The organism is Anoxybacillus tepidamans PS2, assembly GCF_000620165.1.
Lineage (GTDB): Bacteria > Bacillota > Bacilli > Bacillales > Anoxybacillaceae > Anoxybacteroides > Anoxybacteroides tepidamans_A.
Genome location: NZ_JHVN01000001.1, coordinates 239,287 through 260,029, shown reverse-complemented (window position 1 = coordinate 260,029; position 20,743 = coordinate 239,287). Strand labels below are relative to the sequence as shown.

19 protein-coding genes are annotated in these 20,743 nt (G+C 45.0%); all 19 read left to right on the top strand.

Going from position 1 to position 20,743, the window contains the following annotated elements; all coding sequences use genetic code 11:
• The first annotated feature begins 134 nt into the window (after positions 1-134).
• The 19 genes from N667_RS0101485 (at position 135) to N667_RS0101390 (ending at position 20,723) form a co-directional block, all read left to right on the top strand.
• Entirely contained in the window at positions 135-3,197 is a 3,063-nt protein-coding gene (locus N667_RS0101485) for an efflux RND transporter permease subunit (protein WP_027407917.1), read from the top strand.
• Between the two features lie 106 nt (positions 3,198-3,303).
• Entirely contained in the window at positions 3,304-4,179 is an 876-nt protein-coding gene (locus tag N667_RS0101475; RefSeq protein WP_027407916.1) for a TetR/AcrR family transcriptional regulator, read from the top strand.
• Positions 4,180-4,245: 66 nt separating this feature from the next.
• Entirely contained in the window at positions 4,246-5,529 is a 1,284-nt protein-coding gene (locus tag N667_RS0101470; RefSeq protein WP_027407915.1) for a replication-associated recombination protein A, read from the top strand.
• A 62-nt stretch (positions 5,530-5,591) separates the two neighbouring features.
• A complete protein-coding gene (locus N667_RS0101465; protein WP_027407914.1) occupies positions 5,592-6,230 on the top strand; it encodes a YczE/YyaS/YitT family protein in 639 nt (212 codons plus the stop codon).
• Positions 6,231-6,240: 10 nt separating this feature from the next.
• A complete protein-coding gene (gene cymR, locus N667_RS0101460) occupies positions 6,241-6,654 on the top strand; it encodes a cysteine metabolism transcriptional regulator CymR (protein WP_027407913.1) in 414 nt (137 codons plus the stop codon).
• A gap of 23 nt (positions 6,655-6,677) precedes the next feature.
• Positions 6,678-7,823 carry a cysteine desulfurase family protein gene (locus N667_RS0101455; RefSeq protein WP_027407912.1) on the top strand — a complete coding sequence of 382 codons (1,146 nt, stop codon included), beginning with the start codon at positions 6,678-6,680 and terminating at the stop codon, positions 7,821-7,823.
• Positions 7,824-7,837: 14 nt separating this feature from the next.
• Positions 7,838-8,953: a tRNA 2-thiouridine(34) synthase MnmA gene (gene mnmA, locus N667_RS0101450; protein ID WP_027407911.1), complete on the top strand. Its 1,116-nt coding sequence runs from the start codon at positions 7,838-7,840 to the stop codon at positions 8,951-8,953.
• A 64-nt stretch (positions 8,954-9,017) separates the two neighbouring features.
• Positions 9,018-9,680 (top strand): tetratricopeptide repeat protein, encoded by a 663-nt coding sequence (locus tag N667_RS0101445; protein WP_027407910.1) that lies wholly within the window; start codon positions 9,018-9,020, stop codon positions 9,678-9,680.
• A 19-nt stretch (positions 9,681-9,699) separates the two neighbouring features.
• Positions 9,700-12,057: an ATP-dependent RecD-like DNA helicase gene (locus tag N667_RS0101440; RefSeq protein ID WP_027407909.1), complete on the top strand. Its 2,358-nt coding sequence runs from the start codon at positions 9,700-9,702 to the stop codon at positions 12,055-12,057.
• Between the two features lie 109 nt (positions 12,058-12,166).
• Entirely contained in the window at positions 12,167-12,358 is a 192-nt protein-coding gene (locus N667_RS0101435; protein WP_027407908.1) for a hypothetical protein, read from the top strand.
• A 22-nt stretch (positions 12,359-12,380) separates the two neighbouring features.
• The gene (locus tag N667_RS19255; RefSeq protein WP_198020501.1) at positions 12,381-12,515 is read left to right on the top strand and encodes a YrzQ family protein; all 135 of its coding nucleotides are present in this window, start codon (positions 12,381-12,383) and stop codon (positions 12,513-12,515) included.
• Between the two features lie 84 nt (positions 12,516-12,599).
• Positions 12,600-13,667 carry an AI-2E family transporter gene (locus tag N667_RS0101425; protein ID WP_035097759.1) on the top strand — a complete coding sequence of 356 codons (1,068 nt, stop codon included), beginning with the start codon at positions 12,600-12,602 and terminating at the stop codon, positions 13,665-13,667.
• 318 nt (positions 13,668-13,985) lie between these two features.
• Positions 13,986-16,622, top strand: coding sequence for an alanine--tRNA ligase (gene alaS, locus N667_RS0101420; protein WP_027407906.1), 2,637 nt, complete (start codon positions 13,986-13,988; stop codon positions 16,620-16,622).
• 72 nt (positions 16,623-16,694) lie between these two features.
• On the top strand, positions 16,695-16,952 hold the full coding sequence (locus N667_RS0101415; protein WP_027407905.1) for an IreB family regulatory phosphoprotein: 258 nt from the start codon (positions 16,695-16,697) through the stop codon (positions 16,950-16,952).
• A gap of 12 nt (positions 16,953-16,964) precedes the next feature.
• Positions 16,965-17,381, top strand: coding sequence for a Holliday junction resolvase RuvX (ruvX, locus tag N667_RS0101410; protein WP_027407904.1), 417 nt, complete (start codon positions 16,965-16,967; stop codon positions 17,379-17,381).
• 14 nt (positions 17,382-17,395) lie between these two features.
• Positions 17,396-17,686, top strand: coding sequence for a DUF1292 domain-containing protein (locus tag N667_RS0101405; protein WP_027407903.1), 291 nt, complete (start codon positions 17,396-17,398; stop codon positions 17,684-17,686).
• 245 nt (positions 17,687-17,931) lie between these two features.
• Complete coding sequence (gene mltG, locus N667_RS0101400; protein ID WP_027407902.1) at positions 17,932-19,011, top strand: endolytic transglycosylase MltG; 1,080 nt, start codon at positions 17,932-17,934, stop codon at positions 19,009-19,011.
• A gap of 132 nt (positions 19,012-19,143) precedes the next feature.
• Positions 19,144-19,797: an O-methyltransferase gene (locus N667_RS0101395; RefSeq protein WP_027407901.1), complete on the top strand. Its 654-nt coding sequence runs from the start codon at positions 19,144-19,146 to the stop codon at positions 19,795-19,797.
• A complete protein-coding gene (locus N667_RS0101390; protein ID WP_027407900.1) occupies positions 19,794-20,723 on the top strand; it encodes a peptidase U32 family protein in 930 nt (309 codons plus the stop codon). Before N667_RS0101395 ends, N667_RS0101390 begins: the two co-directional genes overlap by 4 nt.
• Positions 20,724-20,743 lie beyond the last annotated feature (20 nt).

Here is a 20,743-nt window from a genome sequence, read left to right as displayed (position 1 = left end):
TTTTTCTATTTTACGGATGCCAGCAGTTGAAAAGAGTGGTGAAATGATTTATAGTACATATTGTGACGACCGTTCGGTCAAATTTTATAAAAACGAACAGTCATTCTTATGTTACCGAAGAAAGGACGGAGAGCATGAATTTTTTAACGAAGTTTAGTTTAAAAAATGCGGTAGCTGTATTTATTATTTCTTTTCTCCTTATTTTAGGGGGATTATATTCATTTTCCTCTTTAAAAGTGGATTTACTACCGAATATTGAGTTTCCACAGCTGTCAATTGAAGTTGTCTATCCGGGGGCTTCACCTGAAGACATCAACGAACAAGTCACTTCGAAATTAGAAGAAAAATTCAAAGCGATTGAAGGAATCAAAAAAATGCAAAGTTCTTCGTTTGAGAGCATTTCCATCATCAACCTTGAGTTTCCGTTTCATACCGATATGGATGAAATCGAGAGGCAAGTCAGTACGTTAATTAAAGATACGAAACTGCCGGACAATGTCCAAACGAAAGTGAATCGCTTTTCATTCGGCACATTCCCGATTTTTAACATTTCATTATTCGCGAAAAAAGATGTCGATTTACAAAAGGTATTAGAGCAGGACGTGATTCCAGAACTAAATAAAATTAACGGCATCAACTCTGTGTCTGTCGGCGGCATGAAGGAAGAAATCGTACAAATTACAATTGATAAGCAAAAGGCGGCGCAAGCAGGGCTTAGCTTATCACAAATTAAAGATCAAATTAATGAAAAATATCTTTCGTTCCCTGCTGGAAACGTGAACACGGATACGCTGCAAATTCCGGTGCGCGTTCAAGAAAAGCTGGACACAGTTCAAGCGCTCGAAAACATGACGCTAACACCGCCAATGACGCAAATGCCATCTTCAACGAATCCTGCTTTGGCTAGCCGTCCTCTTCCGCCGCTAAAATTAAAAGATATTGCCAAAATTGAAGCGGTAACGGATCAGCCGGAAGTGACGCGCTATAATTTGAAAGACGCCTTGTCAATGGCGGTCACGAAGAAGCAAGATGCCAATACGGTCGAAGTGGCGGATCAAGTTATTAAAGTGTTAAATGATCATAAAGACGAGTTTGATTATGCGATTGGTTTTGATTCGGCCGAAGGAATTAAAAAATCTGTCGAATCGCTTGTTCGCGAAGGATTGTTGGGGGCGCTGTTTGCGTCGATTGCCGTGCTGGTCTTTTTGCGGAATGTGCGCGCTACAATTATTGCGATTATTTCAATTCCGCTGTCGCTATTGGTAGCGTCAATTTTCTTAAACCGCATGGACATTTCATTGAACGTCATGACGCTCGGTGGAATGGCGGTGGCAGTCGGCCGCGTTGTGGACGATAGCATCGTCGTCATTGAAAACATTTTCCGCCGCGTCCGCAAGTCCAAGACAGGCCTGACCGATGAGCTAGTGCAAGATTCAACAAAAGAGATTCTAAAGGCGATTACGTCCTCGACCATTACAACCGTCGTTGTCTTTTTACCGCTCGGTTTTGTCGGCGGGATTACGGGAGAATTTTTCTTGCCGTTTGCCTTAACGATTGTTTTCTCTCTCTTTGTGTCGCTTCTTGTAGCGGTGACGATCGTGCCGATTTTAGCCAAATTTTCATTTAAAAAGGTGCCGCCGGAAGAGAAAGAAGGAGCGTTGCAACATTTCTATGGCCGTGTGATCAACTGGTCATTGAACCATAAGTTGATTGTTCTCGTTGTATCGATTGTGTTGCTTGTCGGCTCATTTGCCCTCGTTCCGAAGCTAGGATTTACATTCCTGCCGAACGAGGAACAAAAAATACTGGTGGCAAGCATCGAATTGCCATCTTCCACATCGCTTGAAAAAACCAATGATGTTTCGTTAAAAATCGAAAAAATGTTTAATGAGCAAGAGGAAATTAAAGAAGTGACCGCCGGAGTCGGCAGCCGCGACTTCCGCACTGGATTGAAGCGGCCAAATCAGGCGAATTACTTTATCAGCCTAAAAGAAGGAGCGGATGTGGCTCCATTTATTAAAAAGCTTGAGAAGCACATGAAGGAGATTACCGACAAGGAAGCGCCGGGCACAAAGCTTGGAGTGCAAGAAATGAGTTCAGGCGGACCGCCGTCGAACAATGATGTTAATATCGATTTGTATTCCAATAATCTAGCGGCATTGCAAAAAGCAGCAAAAGATGTCGAAAACTACATGAATAAACGGAAAGATTTAAAATATGTGACAAACAACTTCTCAGATCAACAGAAGCAAGTGGTTGTGCAAATCGATCCAGAAAAAGCGGCTGCTTACGGTGTATCTGGCTTCCAAGTGCTCGGCACGATTACGGATGCTACGAAGCCGGTCGAAGTTGGAACACTCACATTAGATGGCGTTGAGCGAACCGTTCAATTGTCGTACGATAAGGACGTTGATTCGGTAGACACGTTGAAAAAGACGCCGATTTTCACGAAGCGCGGCCTTGTTCCTGTATCGGAAATTGCCGACGTGAAAGAAGTAGAGACATACACCGCCATTCAAAAACTAGACGGCAAAGTATTTGCCCGCGTGTCGGCACAAATTGTCGGGGACAATATTCAAAAAGTAACGCAAGATGTCGTCAATAGTGTGAAAAAAGAGGTTAAGCTGCCAAAAGGCGTTTCATTTGAAGGTGGCGGCGGAAGCGATGAAACGGTTGAGACGTTCCAGCAGCTCGGTTTGGCGATGGTCGTGGCGATCGGCCTTGTCTATATTACGATGCTTGTAACGTTCGGAAAAGCGCGAATTCCATTTATTATCTTATCATCATTGATTTTTGTGCCAATCGGCTCGCTTCTAGGGCTCTATTTAGCTCATGAGCCAATGTCGGTAAGCGTAATGATCGGTCTATTAATGCTGATCGGCATTGTCACAACAAATGCGATCGTTCTAGTCGACCGAATCGGACAAAATCGGGAGCAGAAAGGGATGGCGATTCGCGATGCGCTCGTTGAAGCAGGAAAAACGCGTTTACGCCCGATTTTGATGACAGCGTTCGCAACGGTTACAGCGCTTATCCCGCTTGCGTTGACGAAAGCATCGGGAACATTGATTTCTAAAGGATTAGCCATTACTGTCATCGGCGGCCTTACATCGTCGACATTATTAACGCTTGTAATCATTCCGGTGATGTATGAACTGTTTTTCATTCGGCAAGCAAAGGCCGATAAAAAGGCATAAATGAAAGGGGATGTCGATCTAAAAGACATCCCCTTTTCACCATTCATTTTCGTATTTCAGTTATGTATAATAAAATTTATAATACAAGGCAAGGAAGGAGAAAACGTTGAATAGAAGAGAAACGATCATCCAAGCAGCGATGAAGCTGTTTGCGCAAAAAGGATACCATGCAACGTCGATGCAAGAAATTGCCGAGCAAAGCGGTATGGCGAAAGGCTCGATTTATAATTACTTCAAATCGAAAGAAGAGATTGCGATTTCGATTTTTCGCTATCACTATGAAATATTGTTTAGAAAGATGGAAGCAGTCGCAAATGATCACACATTATCCCCGCGCGACAAATTTGAAAAGCAGCTTTCTATCCAAGTCGAAGAGTTCGCTCGGCATAAAGAACTAGTGCGAATGCACATGGGCGAGCAAGCAGTGAAAGTCAATGATGAGGTCCATCAGCTTGTGTTCCGCATTCGCGCCAAAACGATCAACTGGTATCGTCAAGCAATTATTGATATATACGGGGAGCGCATTCGTCATTTCGCGCTCGATTGTGCAACAATGCTTAACGGCATGCTGAAAGAATATATGTTTTATATGGCGATCGAGCAAAAAGAACTGCCATGTTCTAAGCTTGTTCCATTCGTTCTCAAGCGCCTTGATGCCATTGTCGAGAGCCTCACGGCAAAAGACAGTCCGTTATTGAACGATGAGATGATGCAAGATTATCTTTGTGTTGCGAAAACAAGTAAAAAAGAAATGCGAGAACAAGTTATTGCCTGCATCGAAAAAATGATGGAAATGCTCGATGAAGCAAAAAAGAATGAAAGCGATATCATCGGTTCGCTTCAGGCACTGAAGCAGGAATTTAATCAGATAGAAGAAGCGCGCAAATTTATTGTAGAGGCGCTTATGCTGTATCTGGAGCGATCGCGCGTTCCTCTTTGGAACGATTTAAAGGAAACGATTGACTATTATTTTAGAATGTAAAAGTTCTCTGTTTTTAGGCAGAGAGCTTTCTATTTTCATTTCACACGCTTAAAGGAGAGAAAGGGAATGCTTTTTTCCGAGCCGCCTTTATCTGTTCGTATGAGACCGCGGACGCTCGATGAGGTTGTCGGCCAACAGCATATTATCGGACCGAAGACTGCATTATATAAAATGATTCAAAACGGCTACGTTCCATCCATGCTTTTGTACGGAGAACCAGGGGTCGGAAAAACGTCGCTCGCCTATGCGATTGCCGGAACAGCCAGGCGAGAGTTTTTTGCCCTTAATGCGACGATGTCGGGGAAAAAAGAAATGGAGGAAGTAGTGGCGGCCGCAAAAATGACTGGAAATGTCATTCTATTTATAGACGAGATTCACCGCTTTAATAAAGCGCAACAAGACTATTTGCTGCCGAACATTGAAAACGGATTGATTACCTTGATTGGAGCCACTACGGAAAATCCATTCCATGAAGTGAATCCGGCCATTCGCAGTCGGTGTGGACAAATCAAGCAGCTTAAACCGCTGACCGTTGAAGATATTATGACTCTTTTAAATAGGGCACTACGCGATGCCGAAAGAGGACTAGGGACGTTAGCGATTGACATAGACGAAAACTTGCTTAGAATAATCGCTGCTAGCACGAATGGAGACGCGCGTTCCGCTTTAAACGCTTTAGAAGCAGTTGTGAATGCTTGTGAAACAAAGGATGGGCGCATCGTCATTGACGAGAAAACAGTGCTTGATTGCGTAGAAAAGAAAGGATTTACCCATGATAAAAATGGCGATATGTATTATTCACTGTTATCTGCCTTTCAAAAAAGCATCCGCGGCAGCGATGCTGATGCGGCGCTGCATTATTTGGCGAGGCTGTTAGAAGGCGGTGATTTAGCAGCGGTTTGCCGTCGTCTTCTCGTTATTGCGTATGAAGATATCGGTTTGGCGAATCCTCTTATGGGAGTCAAGGTGAACGCTGCGATCCAAGCTGCTGAACGATTAGGGCTTCCTGAAGCGCGAATTCCTTTAGCGGCGGCGACGATTGAATTATGTCTCTCAGCAAAATCGAATTCCGCCTACCAAGCCATTGATAAAGCGATCAGCGATGTGCGCCAAGGGAAACTTGGCGAGATTCCTAACCATTTAAAGGACGCGCATTACCGAGGGGCGGGCGTATTAGGCCATGGAATCGGGTATCAATATCCGCACGATTACCCAAATAGCTGGGTGGCGCAACAATATTTGCCGAATGAATTAGTCGGTGCACAATATTACGTTCCGAAAGAAAGCGGCGAAGAAAAATATTATGCAAGAGTATATGCGAGACTGTGTGATTTAAGCGGGAAGAAATGAAGTAAGAAAAAAAGTATGTTATAATGACAAAGGTTTCATATTTCATGTAATGGGGCGTGTTTATGAAAGGATCACTACTCCGCTGGAGCGTTTATTTTGTTGGACTGTTGATTATGTCATTTGGCATTGTGCTGACGATTAAAGCCAATATGGGGAGCGCTCCGTGGGATGTGCTTCATATCGGGCTATATCGCCAATTCGGATTGACGATCGGCACATGGTCCATTATTGTCGGGATAGTTGTGCTAACTGTTTCTTCGTTGCTTGCAAAAAAATGGCCCAAGATCGGGGCATTTCTTAATATGTTGCTTGTTGGCATCTTCATCGATATGTATATGCTGATTCCATCTTTGCAAACTCCACATACGTTTTTCGGAAAACTTTCGATGCTGCTTGTAGGCATTATAATCACTGGGTATGGAATGGGCTTTTACATTTCGGCGGACATGGGAGCCGGTCCGCGCGACAGCTTGATGCTAGCGTTAATGGAGAAGACCGGATGGAAAGTGCAACACATTCGTATTGTCATGGAAGTGTTTGTTCTTTTAATCGGCTGGATGCTAGGAGGTCCTGTGTCGCTTGGTACGCTTATTTTCAGCGTGACGATCGGGTCGGTATTTGGTGTCGCCTTGCCGCATTGCAAAAAAATGACAAAACGCATGATGACGATTCAAATGGAAACGAATGGGTTAAGTCGTTAGGGGGAGTACGATGAAAATTTCAACAAAAGGCCGATATGGATTAACCATTATGATTGAACTGGCTAAAAAATATGGGGATCGTCCGATTTCCTTAAAATCGATCGCCCAGGCGCACAATTTGTCGGAGCATTATTTGGAGCAATTAATTTCGCCGTTGCGAAATGCGGGGCTTGTCAAAAGCATTCGCGGCGCCTATGGCGGTTACGTGTTAGCCGATCACCCAGCGAAAATTACATCTGGGGATGTGATTCGGGTGCTTGAAGGGCCGATTAGTCCGGTTGAAGGACTCGAAGAAGAAGAACCAGCGAAACGCGAGCTATGGATTCGCATTCGCGATGCGGTGCAGGAAGTATTAGACAGTACGACGCTAGAAGACTTGGCAAAATATAGCGGCGATGAAGAATCGTATATGTTTTATATTTAACGGCTAGAAAGGAGATTTTTTCGTTGGAACGCATTTATTTAGACCATGCGGCGACGTCGCCGGTTCATCCCGCTGTTGTCGAACGGATGGTGCCGTTTATGACGGAGTGGTTTGGCAACCCGTCAAGCATTCATTTTTTCGGCAGACAGAGCCGCCATGCGGTCGATGAGGCGCGGGAGACGATAGCGAGAAGCATCGGGGCAAAAGCGAATGAAATTATTTTTACAAGCGGTGGAACAGAAGCGGATAATTTGGCATTAATCGGCGTGGCGATGGCAAACCGTGAAAAAGGCGCGCACATCATCACTTCAGCCGTTGAACATCACGCGGTGTTGCATACATGCCATTACCTTGAAAAACAAGGCTTCCACGTTACTTATCTCCCGGTAAATGAACAAGGTCAAATTTCGCTTCATGATTTACAGCAGGCGCTTCGCGATGATACGATTCTCGTTTCGATTATGTACGGCAACAATGAAACGGGCGTTCTTCAGCCCATTAAAGAAATAGGGGAGATTCTAAAGGATCATCAAGCGCTTTTTCATACAGATGCCGTACAGGCATATGGACTCGTTCCGATTGATGTAAAGGAATTTCACATCGACTTGCTTTCGGTTTCGGCTCATAAAATTAATGGACCAAAAGGTATCGGCTTTTTATATGCCAAGGACACAGTCAAACTGATGCCCCGCTCGCACGGAGGGGAGCAAGAGCGAAAGCGGCGCGCTGGAACAGAAAACGTCCCAGGCATTGTCGGAATGGCAAAGGCCGTGGAAATCGCACAACAAACGATAGAGGAAAAAACGGCTCTGTACCGTTCTTTTAAAAAAATAATGCTAAACATTTTCGACAATGAAAGCATTTCGTATATAGTAAACGGCGATATGGACGATGCGCTTCCGCACGTGCTCAATGTCGCGTTTCCGGGAACGAATGTAGAGTCGATGCTTGTGAATCTCGATTTAGCGGGTATCGCCGCTTCAAGCGGGTCGGCATGCACCGCTGGGTCGATCGATCCGTCACACGTCCTTGTCGCGATGTTTGGGAAAGATTCGAAGCGCGTTCGCTCTTCGATTCGTTTTAGCTTTGGCCTTGGCAATACGGAAGAACAAATTGAAAAAGCAGCGTATGAAACAGTGAAAATTGTAAGGAGACTGACAAGCGAATAACGGAGGTGAGAGCGATGAACAAAGCTCCGAAAGATACGCGCGTCGTCGTTGGCATGTCCGGCGGTGTTGACTCATCGGTGGCTGCGCTCCTTTTAAAACAACAAGGGTATGATGTCATCGGGATTTTTATGAAAAACTGGGATGACACGGATGAAAATGGAGTGTGCACAGCGACGGAAGATTACGAAGATGTGATGCGCGTCTGCAATCAAATCGGTATTCCGTATTATGCCGTCAATTTTGAAAAGCAGTATTGGGATAAAGTATTTACGTATTTTTTGGATGAATACAAGGCAGGGCGCACGCCGAATCCGGATGTGATGTGCAACAAAGAGATTAAATTTAAAGCGTTTTTAGAGCATGCCATGTCGCTTGGCGCCGACTATTTGGCGACAGGGCATTATGCGCGAGTGGCATACGAGGATGGCGAGTATAAAATGCTACGCGGCGTCGATCAAAATAAAGATCAAACATATTTTTTAAATCAGTTAGGACAAGCGCAGTTAGCAAAAACGATGTTTCCGCTTGGGGAGCTTGAAAAAGCGCAAGTGCGTCAAATCGCGAAGGAAGCGGGACTCGCCACCGCTAATAAAAAAGATAGCACAGGTATTTGCTTTATCGGCGAGCGGGATTTTAAGCAATTTTTAAGTAACTACTTGCCGGCGCAGCCTGGGGAAATGCGAACGCTCGATGGTGAAGTAAAAGGCAAGCACGATGGCGTGATGTACTATACGATCGGTCAGCGGCATGGCCTTGGCATCGGCGGTAGCGGCGAGCCTTGGTTTGTTGTAGGCAAAAACGTGAGAGAGAACATTTTATATGTTGCTCAAGGGTTTGATAATGAGCTGTTGTATTCAGATTCGATTATCGCCACGAACGTCAACTGGGTATCGAACCATGTGCCAACGGAGCCACTCAAGTGTACAGCAAAGTTCCGTTACCGTCAGCCGGATAATGGGGTGACTGTCCATATCATCGACGAGCAAACGGTTCGCGTCGTGTTTGACCATCCAGTTCGTGCTGTAACGCCTGGACAAGCGGTCGTCTTTTATAACGGCGAGGAATGTCTCGGCGGCGGAACGATTGACGAAGTGTTTCGCGGCGGCGAAAAGCTGACGTATGTTGGATAAATGAAAACCTCAACTCTTTAAAGAGTTGGGGTTTTATATATGACAAAATAGAGGAGATGAAAATATGGACAACAAAAATACGCTTGGCATTCAATATATGCAAGAAGGAAAGTACGAGGAAGCCGTCAAATGTTTTCATGAGGCGATCGAGACAAATCCGAACGATCCGGTTGGCTACATCAACTTTGGGAATGTGTTGTCAGCTGTAGGGGAAGAAGAGAAAGCAATCCGTTTTTTTAAAAAGGCGCTTGAGTTAGATGAGGAGGCGGCGACGGCATACTATGGGCTTGGTTCCCTCTACTATAACCGCCAGCAGTTTGCACAGGCGAAAGACATGTTTGAAAAAGCGGTTCAAAAAGGACTTGATGACGGCGATGTGTTTTTCATGCTCGGAATGTCGCTTATATTTCTAGAAGAGCCGCGACTTGCTCTTCCGTATTTGCAGCGCGCATCTGAATTGAATGAGAACGATGTGGAGGCGCTTTTTCAACTCGGGCTATGCTTCGCCCAGCTCGAGTTTGTCGATGAAGCGATGCGCTGCTTTGAGAAGACGATCGCTTTAGATGATCAGCATGCGGATGCTTACTATAATTTAGGAGTGGCGTATGCGTATAAAGATCATGCCGAGAAAGCGCTGCAACTGTTTACAAAAGCTCTCTCGATCCAACCAGACCACTTGCTTGCAGGACATGGAAAAAAACTTATGGAACGAACGCTTGGAAACTGAAAAAAGGTAGGGATTCCGATTGCAGCAACAAGAATCGTTTGCCTTGGCGGAAAAATCGTATATTAAAGGCACGCATATTGCGACTATCTTTCATAATGAGAGCAACCTTTACTCTGTTGTGCGCATTCGTGTTGAAGAAACGAACGAAGTGTACGATGAGCCAGAAGTTGTTGTAACTGGATACTTCCCTCGCATGCACGACCATGATACGTATGTTTTTTATGGAGTGTTTAAAGAACATCCAAAATTTGGTCGGCAGTATGTCGCCGATTACTTTCGAAAAGACGTCCCACAGACGAAAGAAGGAATTATCCACTACTTATCGAGTGATTTGTTTAAAGGAATCGGCAAAAAAACGGCGGAGCTGATTGTAGAAACGCTTGGAGAACAAGCAATTTCCGTCATCCTCGCCGACCCTGATTCGCTTCTGAAAGTGCCGAAGCTGTCGAAGACGAAGGCGAAAGAGTTGTATGAAACATTAAAAGAGCATCAAGGGCTTGAACAAATTATGATCGCGCTTTCTCAGCTCGGCTTTGGTCCGCAGCTATCGATGAAAATTTATCAAGTATATAAAGAAACGGCGCTCGAGATTATTCAGAATAATCCATACCAGCTCGTTGAAGATGTCGAAGGAATCGGTTTTGGCCGGGCCGATGAATTGGGACGTTTGCTCGGCATTTCTGGAAGTCATCCGGACCGCGTTCGCGCCGGGTGCCTATTCATTCTTGAAACCCGTTGCTTGCAGGAAGGGCATGTGTATTTGCTAGAACGGCAGCTGATTGAAAACGTCAAGCAGCTGCTCGAAAGCAAGCGCGAAGAAGAAGTTTCGGAATCGTCGATCGCTCATGCGTTGCTCATGCTTACCGAAGAAGGCAAACTTATTCGAGAAGACGACAAGTTTTATCTTCCTTCGCTTTATTTTGCGGAGAAAGGGATTGTCACAAATGTGAAACGGCTGCTTGAGCAAACAGTGACGGAGTTTCCTGAATCAGAGTTTTTGCTGGCTCTTGGCCGTCTGGAAGAGCGGCTTTCAGTGCAATACGCTCCTTTGCAAAAGGAAGCGATTCAACAAGCCATCTCTTCGTCACTATTTATTTTAACAGGGGGCCCAGGAACGGGAAAAACGACCGTTATTAAAGGGATCGTGGAGATTTTTGCTGATTTGCATGGCTGTTCCCTCGATGTGAAAGACTATAATAAAGAACGGCCGTTTCCGATTTTATTGGCTGCTCCGACAGGCAGGGCAGCAAAGCGCATGAGCGAGGCGACCGGATTGCCAGCGATGACGATCCATCGTCTGCTCGGTTATAATGCGGCAGAAGGATTTACGCATGATGAGGATGCGCCAATTGACGGCAAATTGCTTATCGTTGATGAGATGTCGATGGTTGATACATGGTTGGCGAATCAATTGTTAAAATCGCTTCCTAGCGGCATGCAAGTCATTTTAGTCGGCGATGAGGATCAATTGCCGTCTGTCGGGCCAGGACAAGTATTGAAAGATTTGCTGGCGACAGGGATCATTCCAACCGTCCGATTGACTGAAGTATATCGTCAAGCAGAAGGTTCTTCGATCATTGAACTCGCCCACCAGATGAAGAAAGGAACTCTTCCTTCTGATCTAACTGCCCCAAAAGCGGACCGCTCTTTTATTCGTTGTCAAGCTGGGCAGGTCGTCGATGTCGTACGGCAAATAGCTGATAATGCCAGAAAAAAAGGATATTCGGTCAAAGACATCCAAGTGTTAGCGCCGATGTACCGGGGACCTGCGGGGATTGACCGCTTGAATCAAGTGCTGCAGGAGCTGTTCAATCCGAAATCGGAAGAGAAGCGAGAACTTTCGTTGGGAGATACGGTCTATCGCGTTGGCGACAAGGTGCTTCAGCTCGTCAATCAACCGGAGCAAAATGTATTTAACGGGGATATCGGCGAAATAGTGGCTATTTTTTACGCAAAGGAAAATACAGAACAGCAAGATTTAGTCGTTGTATCGTTTGATGGAATCGAGGTAACGTATACAAGGCAAGACTTGACGCAAATTACCCACGCTTATTGCTGTTCAATCCATAAAGCGCAAGGAAGCGAATTTCCAATCGTCATTTTGCCGGTTGTCAAAAGCTATTACCGAATGCTACAGCGCAATTTACTATATACGGCGGTAACAAGAAGCAAGAAATTTTTAATTTTGTGCGGTGAAGATGAAGCGTTTAAAATGGGGGTGGCGCGTGGCGATGACAGCGTGCGGCAAACAACACTCGCTGAAAAAATTCAGCAATTGTTTCAGCCGATAAGCAAAGGGGAGCTTCCGTTAGAAGATGCAAACATTGGAATGGAAAACGTTTCACCGTATGACTTTATGAATGAAGAAATAAAATAAACATGCAACACTTTTGTGAAAGGCAGCGCTCCTTAAAGTATGTATAGTTTTGGAAATATTTGACCAATATAACATGTAAAAGATTTGAACAAGAGGAGCGTGCCTTTCAGTGTTAAAATGTCCAAATTGCCAAAGCAAAGATTTAGGAAAAATAGGGGTCAACCAATATTATTGCTGGAACTGCTTTATCGAACTTTCTGTCCACAAAGGTATGATTTACACGCATCAAGTGGAAGAAGACGGAACGCTCAGTTCGCTTGATGATTTGTTTAGTGAGCAAGAACGAACGCTTTCGTCATAACGCAACTTTAGGAGGAATGACGATGAACCGCACAATGAAATCGCTTGCTGCCATCGGCTTAGGAATTGCCGCTTACCAGCTCGCACAACGCAACGGCGGCATGAATATGCGCAAAATAAAAAAATGGGGAAAACAGTTAACTCGTTCATTTATGTAAGAAAAACGGCTATCTCAACAAGAGATGGCCGTTTTTTTACGTATAATCCCTTCTTTTTCTTTTCAAACTATGAAAATAGGAGGGATGCCGGTGCAAAACGAACATATTCGCTTTTTTATTCGCCTCGCCAAAATGTTGCTAGTCGCCATCTTTATATATTTGATTATGAAATTGAAGGAGTTTTGGCTTCCCGTTTTAAACATCCTTTTTACGGTGCTCACCCCGTTTTTAATCGCTGCATTTATTGCGTATTTGCTTCATCCGATTGTTGAATATATCCATCGAAAAGGAATACCGAGAGCATTGGCTATTTTAATGATTTACGTTTTGTTTTTTGGAGGAGTAGGCTACGGTCTATATAAAGGGATTCCGATTATTTTGCACCAGCTTCAAGAAATGACTGAAAGCTTACCGCTTCTAGTCGATACGTATAACGGCTGGACAAAAATGATTCACCATGAAACAGCAGCCTGGCCGAAAGAAATGCATAAACGCGTGGAAACGATCATCCTTGAGGTTGAAGCGCTTGTGGGACTATGGCTGACGAAAGCGGTTGCCGGTGCAAAGCATCTGCTCAATTCGGCGATGGTATTTTTGCTTGTTCCATTTATCGCATTTTATATGTTGAAAGACATAGAACAAATGAAGCGGATTGCATGGCAGCTGACGCCGAAAAAGTGGCGCAGCGAAGGGGTCGAGTTTTTGAAAGATGTCGATAAATCGCTTGGAGGATATATCCGGGGGCAATTGTTTGTCTGTTGTTTAATAGGGGGATTGGCCGCTCTAGCGTTTCGAATTGCGGGAATGGATTATCCGCTTTTATTAGGGTTTATTATCGGAGCGACAAATGTCATTCCGTATTTTGGGCCGATTATTGGGGCCGTTCCGGCCGCGCTTTTGGCGGCGACCGTCTCCGTTAAAATGCTTCTTATCGTTCTTGCGATCATTTTTTTATTGCAATTTTTAGAGGGCAATATTTTGTCTCCGTTCATTGTTGGTAAAAGTTTGCATATTCATCCGCTGATCATTATGTTCTCGCTCTTCCTTGGCGGGGAGGTGGCGGGGGTGGTTGGAATGATCGTGGCCGTTCCAATTGTAGCTGTTTTAAAAGCCGCCTTGCTGCATGCGAAGGAGCATTTCGGCACACATTGACAAACAAAGGTAGCTTGTCTATAATCTGTGAGTGAAAGACATACGTATAAGGCGATGACGGATCGAGTATGTTACAGTCCATCTTAACGCGCGTGTGCGCACAGAGAGGAATTTCCGCGGCTGAAAGAAATTCCAGATGAAGGGTAACAGAACGCTAATCCTGAGCGCAGGCAAAACCTGACGGAGAAGCCACGTTACGGCTTATCGAGGTGATGGACGTCTGTCCATAAACAGGGTGGTACCGCGAGCACAACTCTCGTCCCTGAATAGGGATGGGAGTTTATTTTTTAGTATATTAAACTACAAGGAGGCAAGGACATGAAAAAACTTACGTCTGCACAAGTGAGACAAATGTTTTTAGACTTTTTTAAGGAAAAAGGTCATGCAGTCGAGCCGAGTGCATCTCTTGTCCCAGTCGATGATCCTTCACTATTATGGATTAACAGCGGCGTCGCGACATTAAAAAAATATTTTGATGGCCGTGTTATTCCAGACAATCCGCGCATTTGCAACGCGCAAAAATCGATTCGCACCAACGATATCGAAAATGTCGGGAAAACGGCACGCCACCATACGTTTTTTGAAATGCTCGGAAATTTCTCGATCGGCGACTATTTCAAACGTGAGTCGATTCATTGGGCGTGGGAGTTTTTAACGAGCGAAAAATGGATCGGCTTCGATCCGAACCGCCTGTCTGTTACGATCCACCCGGAAGATGATGAAGCGTTTGAAATTTGGACGAAAGAAATCGGTATTCCGGAAGAACGCATCATTCGTTTAGAAGGAAACTTTTGGGATATCGGCGAAGGGCCGAGTGGACCGAATTCGGAAATTTTCTACGACCGTGGCGAAGCGTTCGGCAATGATCCGAACGATCCGGAGTTATATCCAGGCGGAGAAAATGAACGCTATTTAGAAGTATGGAATCTTGTATTTTCTCAATTTAACCATAATCCAGACGGCACGTACACGCCGTTGCCGAAAAAGAACATTGATACAGGCATGGGACTAGAGCGCATGTGCTCTATTTTACAAGACGTGCCAACAAACTTTGATACCGATTTATTTATGCCAATCATTCGCGCAACAGAACAAATTTCGGGTCAAAAATATCGCGAAGATGTTGAAAAAGATGTAGCATTTAAAGTTATTGCAGATCACATTCGCACGGTGACGTTTGCGATTGGTGATGGCGCCCTCCCATCCAATGAAGGACGCGGTTATGTATTGCGCCGCCTATTGCGCCGTGCAGTGCGCTATGCGAAAAAACTGAACATCGACCGTCCGTTCATGTATGAATTAGTACCAGTTGTTGGCGAAATCATGGTTGATTATTATCCAGAAGTGAAAGAAAAAGCGCAATTTATTCAAAGGGTGATTAAAAACGAAGAGGAACGCTTCCACGAAACGCTTCACGAAGGATTAGCGATTTTAGCGAGCGTCATACAAAAAGAGAAAGCAAGCGCAAGCAGCGTCATTTCTGGCGAGGATGTGTTCCGTCTTTATGACACGTACGGCTTCCCTGTTGAATTAACGGAAGAGTATGCAGCGGAGGAAGGAATGACGGTCGATCACGCTGGTTTCGAACAAGAAATGGAACGTCAGAGAGAGCGTGCACGGGCGGCGCGGCAAGAGGCCGACTCGATGCAAGTACAAGGCGGCGTGCTCGGCGATATTAAAGTTGAGAGCCAATTTGTTGGCTACGATCAGCTTCGCACCCAATCTTCCGTGACTGTCATCGTGAAAAATGGCGAACTTGCCGAGGAAGTTGTTGAAGGTGAAGAAGCGCAAATTATGCTGGATGTCACGCCGTTTTATGCCGAAAGCGGCGGTCAAATTGCCGACCAAGGTTTCATTGAAAGCGCAACAGTGAGAGCGTATGTAAAAGACGTACAAAAAGCGCCAAACGGACAGCATTTGCACCATATCGTGGTTGAAAAAGGAACATTGAAAAAAGGCGAAACATATACAGCCTCTCTTGTGGAAGAAAAGCGGGCAAGCATTATCAAAAACCACACGGCAACACATTTGTTGCACCAAGCATTGAAAGATGTTCTAGGAGCACATGTCAATCAAGCGGGTTCATTAGTCACTCCGGAGCGTTTGCGCTTTGACTTTTCACATTTTGGCCAAGTCAAACAGGAAGAACTAGAGCAAATTGAAGCGATTGTCAACGAACAAATTTGGCGCAGCCTCCCTGTCCACATTGACTACAAACCGCTTGATGAAGCGAAGGCAATGGGGGCCATGGCGCTGTTCGGCGAAAAGTATGGCGACATCGTCCGCGTTGTGCAGGTCGGCGATTACAGTCTAGAGCTTTGCGGAGGATGCCATGTGCCGAACACAGCAGCGATTGGCTTGTTCAAAATTGTTTCCGAATCTGGAATCGGAGCTGGCACGCGTCGCATCGAAGCGGTCACTGGAGAAGCAGCCTATCGCTTCATGAATGACCAGCTCGCATTGCTGCAAGATGCCGCGCAAAAATTAAAAGCGAATCCGAAAGACATTGTGGCAAGAATTGATGCGTTGATGGGCGAGATTCGCGAATTGCAGCGGGAAAATGAATCGTTGGCTGCGCGCTTAAGCAACATGGAAGCGGCAAACCTTGTTAACAAAGTAAAAGAAGTGAACGGCATTAACGTTCTTGCAAGCAAAGTAAACGCTGCTGATATGAATAGTTTGCGTACGATGATGGACGAGTTGAAGCAAAAAATCGGTTCGGGTGTCATTGTGCTCGCTTCGGTGCAAGGTGAAAAAGTCAACTTGATTGCTGGGGTAACAAAAGATTTAGTCGAAAAAGGATACCATGCAGGTAAATTGATTAAAGAAGTTGCCGTTCGCTGCGGGGGAAGCGGAGGCGGCCGCCCAGATATGGCACAAGCAGGCGGAAAAGAGCCGAATAAAGTAGGTGAAGCGCTGCAATTTGTCGAAGAATGGGCAAAATCCGTTTTATAATTTGTGGATATAGTGTACAATGGATGTAAGATATGGAGATGCCAGTGTGAATCGAGAGCGAGGTGCATAACGGTGAGCTCATTTGATCAAACGATGCAATTTAATTTTTCTGAAGAGCCTGCGGAAACGAATATCCGGGAAGCGTTGCTAACAGTGTACGAGGCTCTTCAAGAAAAAGGATACAACCCGATTAATCAAATTGTCGGCTATTTACTATCTGGCGACCCAGCTTACATCCCGCGCCATAAAGATGCCCGGGCGCTTATTCGCAAAATTGAACGGGATGAATTAATTGAAGAATTAGTGAAATTCTATTTACAGAACCGCTGAAAGGATTGACCTATGCGCGTATTGGGACTCGACTTAGGAACGAAAACGCTTGGAGTGGCAGTCAGCGATGAATTTGGCTGGACTGCTCAAGGAATTGAAACGATTCCGATCGATGAAGAGAAAAAGCAATTTGGTCTAAAGCGGCTTCGCGAAATTATTCAAGAATATCGTATAGAAACGATTGTGCTCGGTTTTCCGAAAAACATGAACGGAACGATCGGTCCGCGCGGCGAGGCAAGTGAGCGTTTTGCGGAACTTCTGAAGCGTGAATTTTCCCTGCCTGTCGTTTTATGGGACGAGCGTCTTTCAACAATGGCAGCGGAGCGCATGCTTATCGCTGCCGATGTGAGTCGCAGGAAGCGGAAGCAAGTGATTGATAAGATGGCTGCGGTGATGATTTTGCAGTCGTATCTTGACAGTAAACGATAATGGAGGCGAACAGCATGGAACATGGTGAAAAACACATTACGGTCGTAGACGAAAACGGCAACGAACAATTATGTGAAGTATTGTTCACGTTTGAATCCGAAGACTTCGGAAAGTCGTATGTTTTTTACTATCCGATCGGTGCGGAATACGATGACGAAGAAGAAACGGAAATTCACGTGTCCGCTTTTACCCCTGGGGAAGAGGGGAAAGAAGGAGAGCTTCAACCGATTGAATCGGAAGAAGAATGGGACATGATCGAAGAAGTATGGAACACGTTCTGCGCGGAACAAGAAGACGAAGAATAACTTGCGAATCGTAAAAAGGCGGCCAATCGGCCGTCTTTTTTGGTGGAATCTAGCTCCGGCGCCAAGCCGCTTTTCGCCAAATAACCTCCGCCCTCGAAGTGCGCGGCACTTCATACGGTCGGAGAACATTTGGCGTGCGCGGCTGAACGCGGCGCCTTCGCTTTTTGGTGTAGAAAATAGAAAAAGACAGGGGAAAAATGCAGAAATTTGTAGTATAATATCTCGAGAGCGAAGGGAGGGGTTTCATGGAACAAAAAGATATAAAAATGGTAAGAAAAGTCGTGTTTATGATCAGCGCGTTCATTTGTATTGTATTGATGGCAACCGCGATAGGAGGCTATATATATATCAAATCTGCACTTAAGCCGGTTGATTCAAAAGATACGCGAACGGTTCGCGTTTCGATTCCGATCGGTTCTTCCGTGGGCGACATTGCCTCGATATTAGAGAAAAAAGACTTGGTTAAAAGCGCTACCGTTTTTCGCTATTACGTGAAATTTAGAAACCATGCCGATTTTCAGGCAGGAGATTACCAATTGAACCGAGCGATGACGCTAGAAGAAATTATCGCTTCTTTAAAAACTGGGAAAGTGATGGCGAAACCGAAATTAAAATTGGTGATTCCAGAAGGAAAACAGCTTGATCAAATTGCTACAATTATCGCGAAGAAAACAGGATATAAGCAAGAAGAGGTAATGAAACAGCTTAATGACCGCTCCTACATCCAGCAGCTGATGCAAAAATATCCGGCAGTGCTGTCTTCGGAAATATTAAATAAAAACATTCGTTATCCGCTTGAAGGCTATTTATTTCCAGCTACCTACTCATTTCCAGAAAAAAAACCGCCGCTTTCCACCATTATCGAGGCGATGATTTCTAAAACGGCGGAAGTGCTTGCAAAGTACGAAAGGGAAATGGGCGAAAAGAAATTTACGACGCATCGGTTGTTAACGATGGCATCGCTCATTGAGGCAGAAGCGACAGAAAAAGCCGATCGGCAAAAAATCGCCAGCGTCTTCTATAATCGCTTGCGCATTGGGATGCCGCTACAAACGGATCCAACGGTGCTTTATGCACTTGGACAACATAAAGAGCGAGTGTATTATGGAGATTTAAAAGTCAATTCTCCTTATAACACATATATTCATCAAGGATTGCCGCCAGGCCCGATTGCTTGTGCGGGAGAAATGTCGATTCAGGCGGCGCTTGCACCAGCGAAGACAAGCTATCTTTATTTTCTCGCGACTCCAGCAGGAGATGTCATTTTTACAAATACATTGGCGGACCATAATCGCGAAAAGGCGAAATATATTGGAAAAGAATAAAAGCTTCGCATTTCTTTTCGTTTTGTGATAGTATATATAAAGTTATGGGTATATCTGATGCGGCAGATTGCCTATATATTCCGTTTATAAGAGTCTATTTTGGACTCTTATTTTTACGAGGAGGAAGCGTGTTTGTTATCGCATGAAATGATTCGCTATCTGGAAACGCTCATTCCAGAACGCGACGGGACGATTCAAGAAATGGAAGCATACGCTCGAGAACAAGGTGTGCCGATTATGGACGCCATTGGAATCGAAGCGATGTTGCATATATTGCAGCTCGTGCAGCCAAAAAGGATTTTGGAAATCGGCACAGCGATTGGCTATTCAGCGATCCGCATGGCAATGGAGCTGCCAAGTGCCCATGTACTGACGATAGAGCGCGACAAAGAACGTTACGAAAGGGCGCTTTTTTATATCGAGCGGATGCAACTCAATCATCGAATTCATGTGCTGTTTGGCGATGCACTTGAGGTATATAAAGAAGTGGAAAAACAAGCGCCGTTTGATGCGATTTTTATCGATGCCGCGAAAGGCCAATACCAACGTTTTTTTGACTTGTACAGTCCGCTTCTTAACGATGGCGGCGTCATCATTACGGACAATGTGTTATTTAAAGGGCTAGTAGCATCGAACGAACCGATTGAAAATAAACGAATTCGTCAATTAGTCGAAAAGATTCGCAAATATAACGAGTGGCTCATGGGACGAGAAGATTACGACACGATCATTTTGCCAATCGGCGACGGAATTGCCATATCGAGAAAACGAGGTGAACAAACATGAAAAAGCCAGAATTGCTAGTGACGCCGACGAGCGTTTCACATATTCACGACTTGGCTCAAGCGGGAGCGGATGCCATCATCATCGGTGAGCAACGTTATGGCTTGCGCCTAGCGGGAGAGTTTAAACGCGAAGATGTAGTGGAAGCCGTGAAAGCGGCTCGTCAGTACGGCGTAAAAGTATATGTGGCGATGAATGCCATTTTTCACAATGACAAAGTGGATGAGTTGAGCGATTACATCCGCTTTCTTGCCGAAGCGGAAGTTGATGCTATTGTTTTTGGCGACCCTGCGGTGCTTATGACGGTACGCGAAACAGCTCCGCATATGAAATTGCATTGGAATACCGAGACAACAGCAACGAATTGGTACACATGCAATTATTGGGGACGAAAAGGGGCCAAGCGCGCAGTGTTGGCGCGCGAAATCAATATGGATGCGATTTTAGAAATTAAAGAACATGCCGAAGTGGAAATCGAAGTACAGGTGCATGGCATGACGTGCATGTTCCAATCGAAGCGCTCGCTCATTGGGAACTACTTTGAGTATCAAGGAAAAGTAATGGAAGTCGAAAAACAGAAATATGAAAAAGGCATGTTCCTATATGATAAAGAGCGCGATAATAAATACCCGATTTTTGAAGATGAAAACGGTACGCACATCATGAGCCCGAACGATATTTGCATTATTGATGAACTTCAAGACATGGTTGATGCGGGCATCGATAGCTTTAAAATCGATGGTGTGCTTCATGAAGCTGACTATATTACAAAGGTGACGTCGCTATATCGCCGCGCCATTGATTTATGTGCCGACGAGCGCGACCAATATGAGGAGAAAAAAGGACAGCTGCTTTCGGAAATTGAAGCGATTCAGCCGAAACATCGTCCGTTAGACACCGGATTCTTCTTTAAAGAAACAGTTTACTAAACTACAGAGAAGGAGGGACA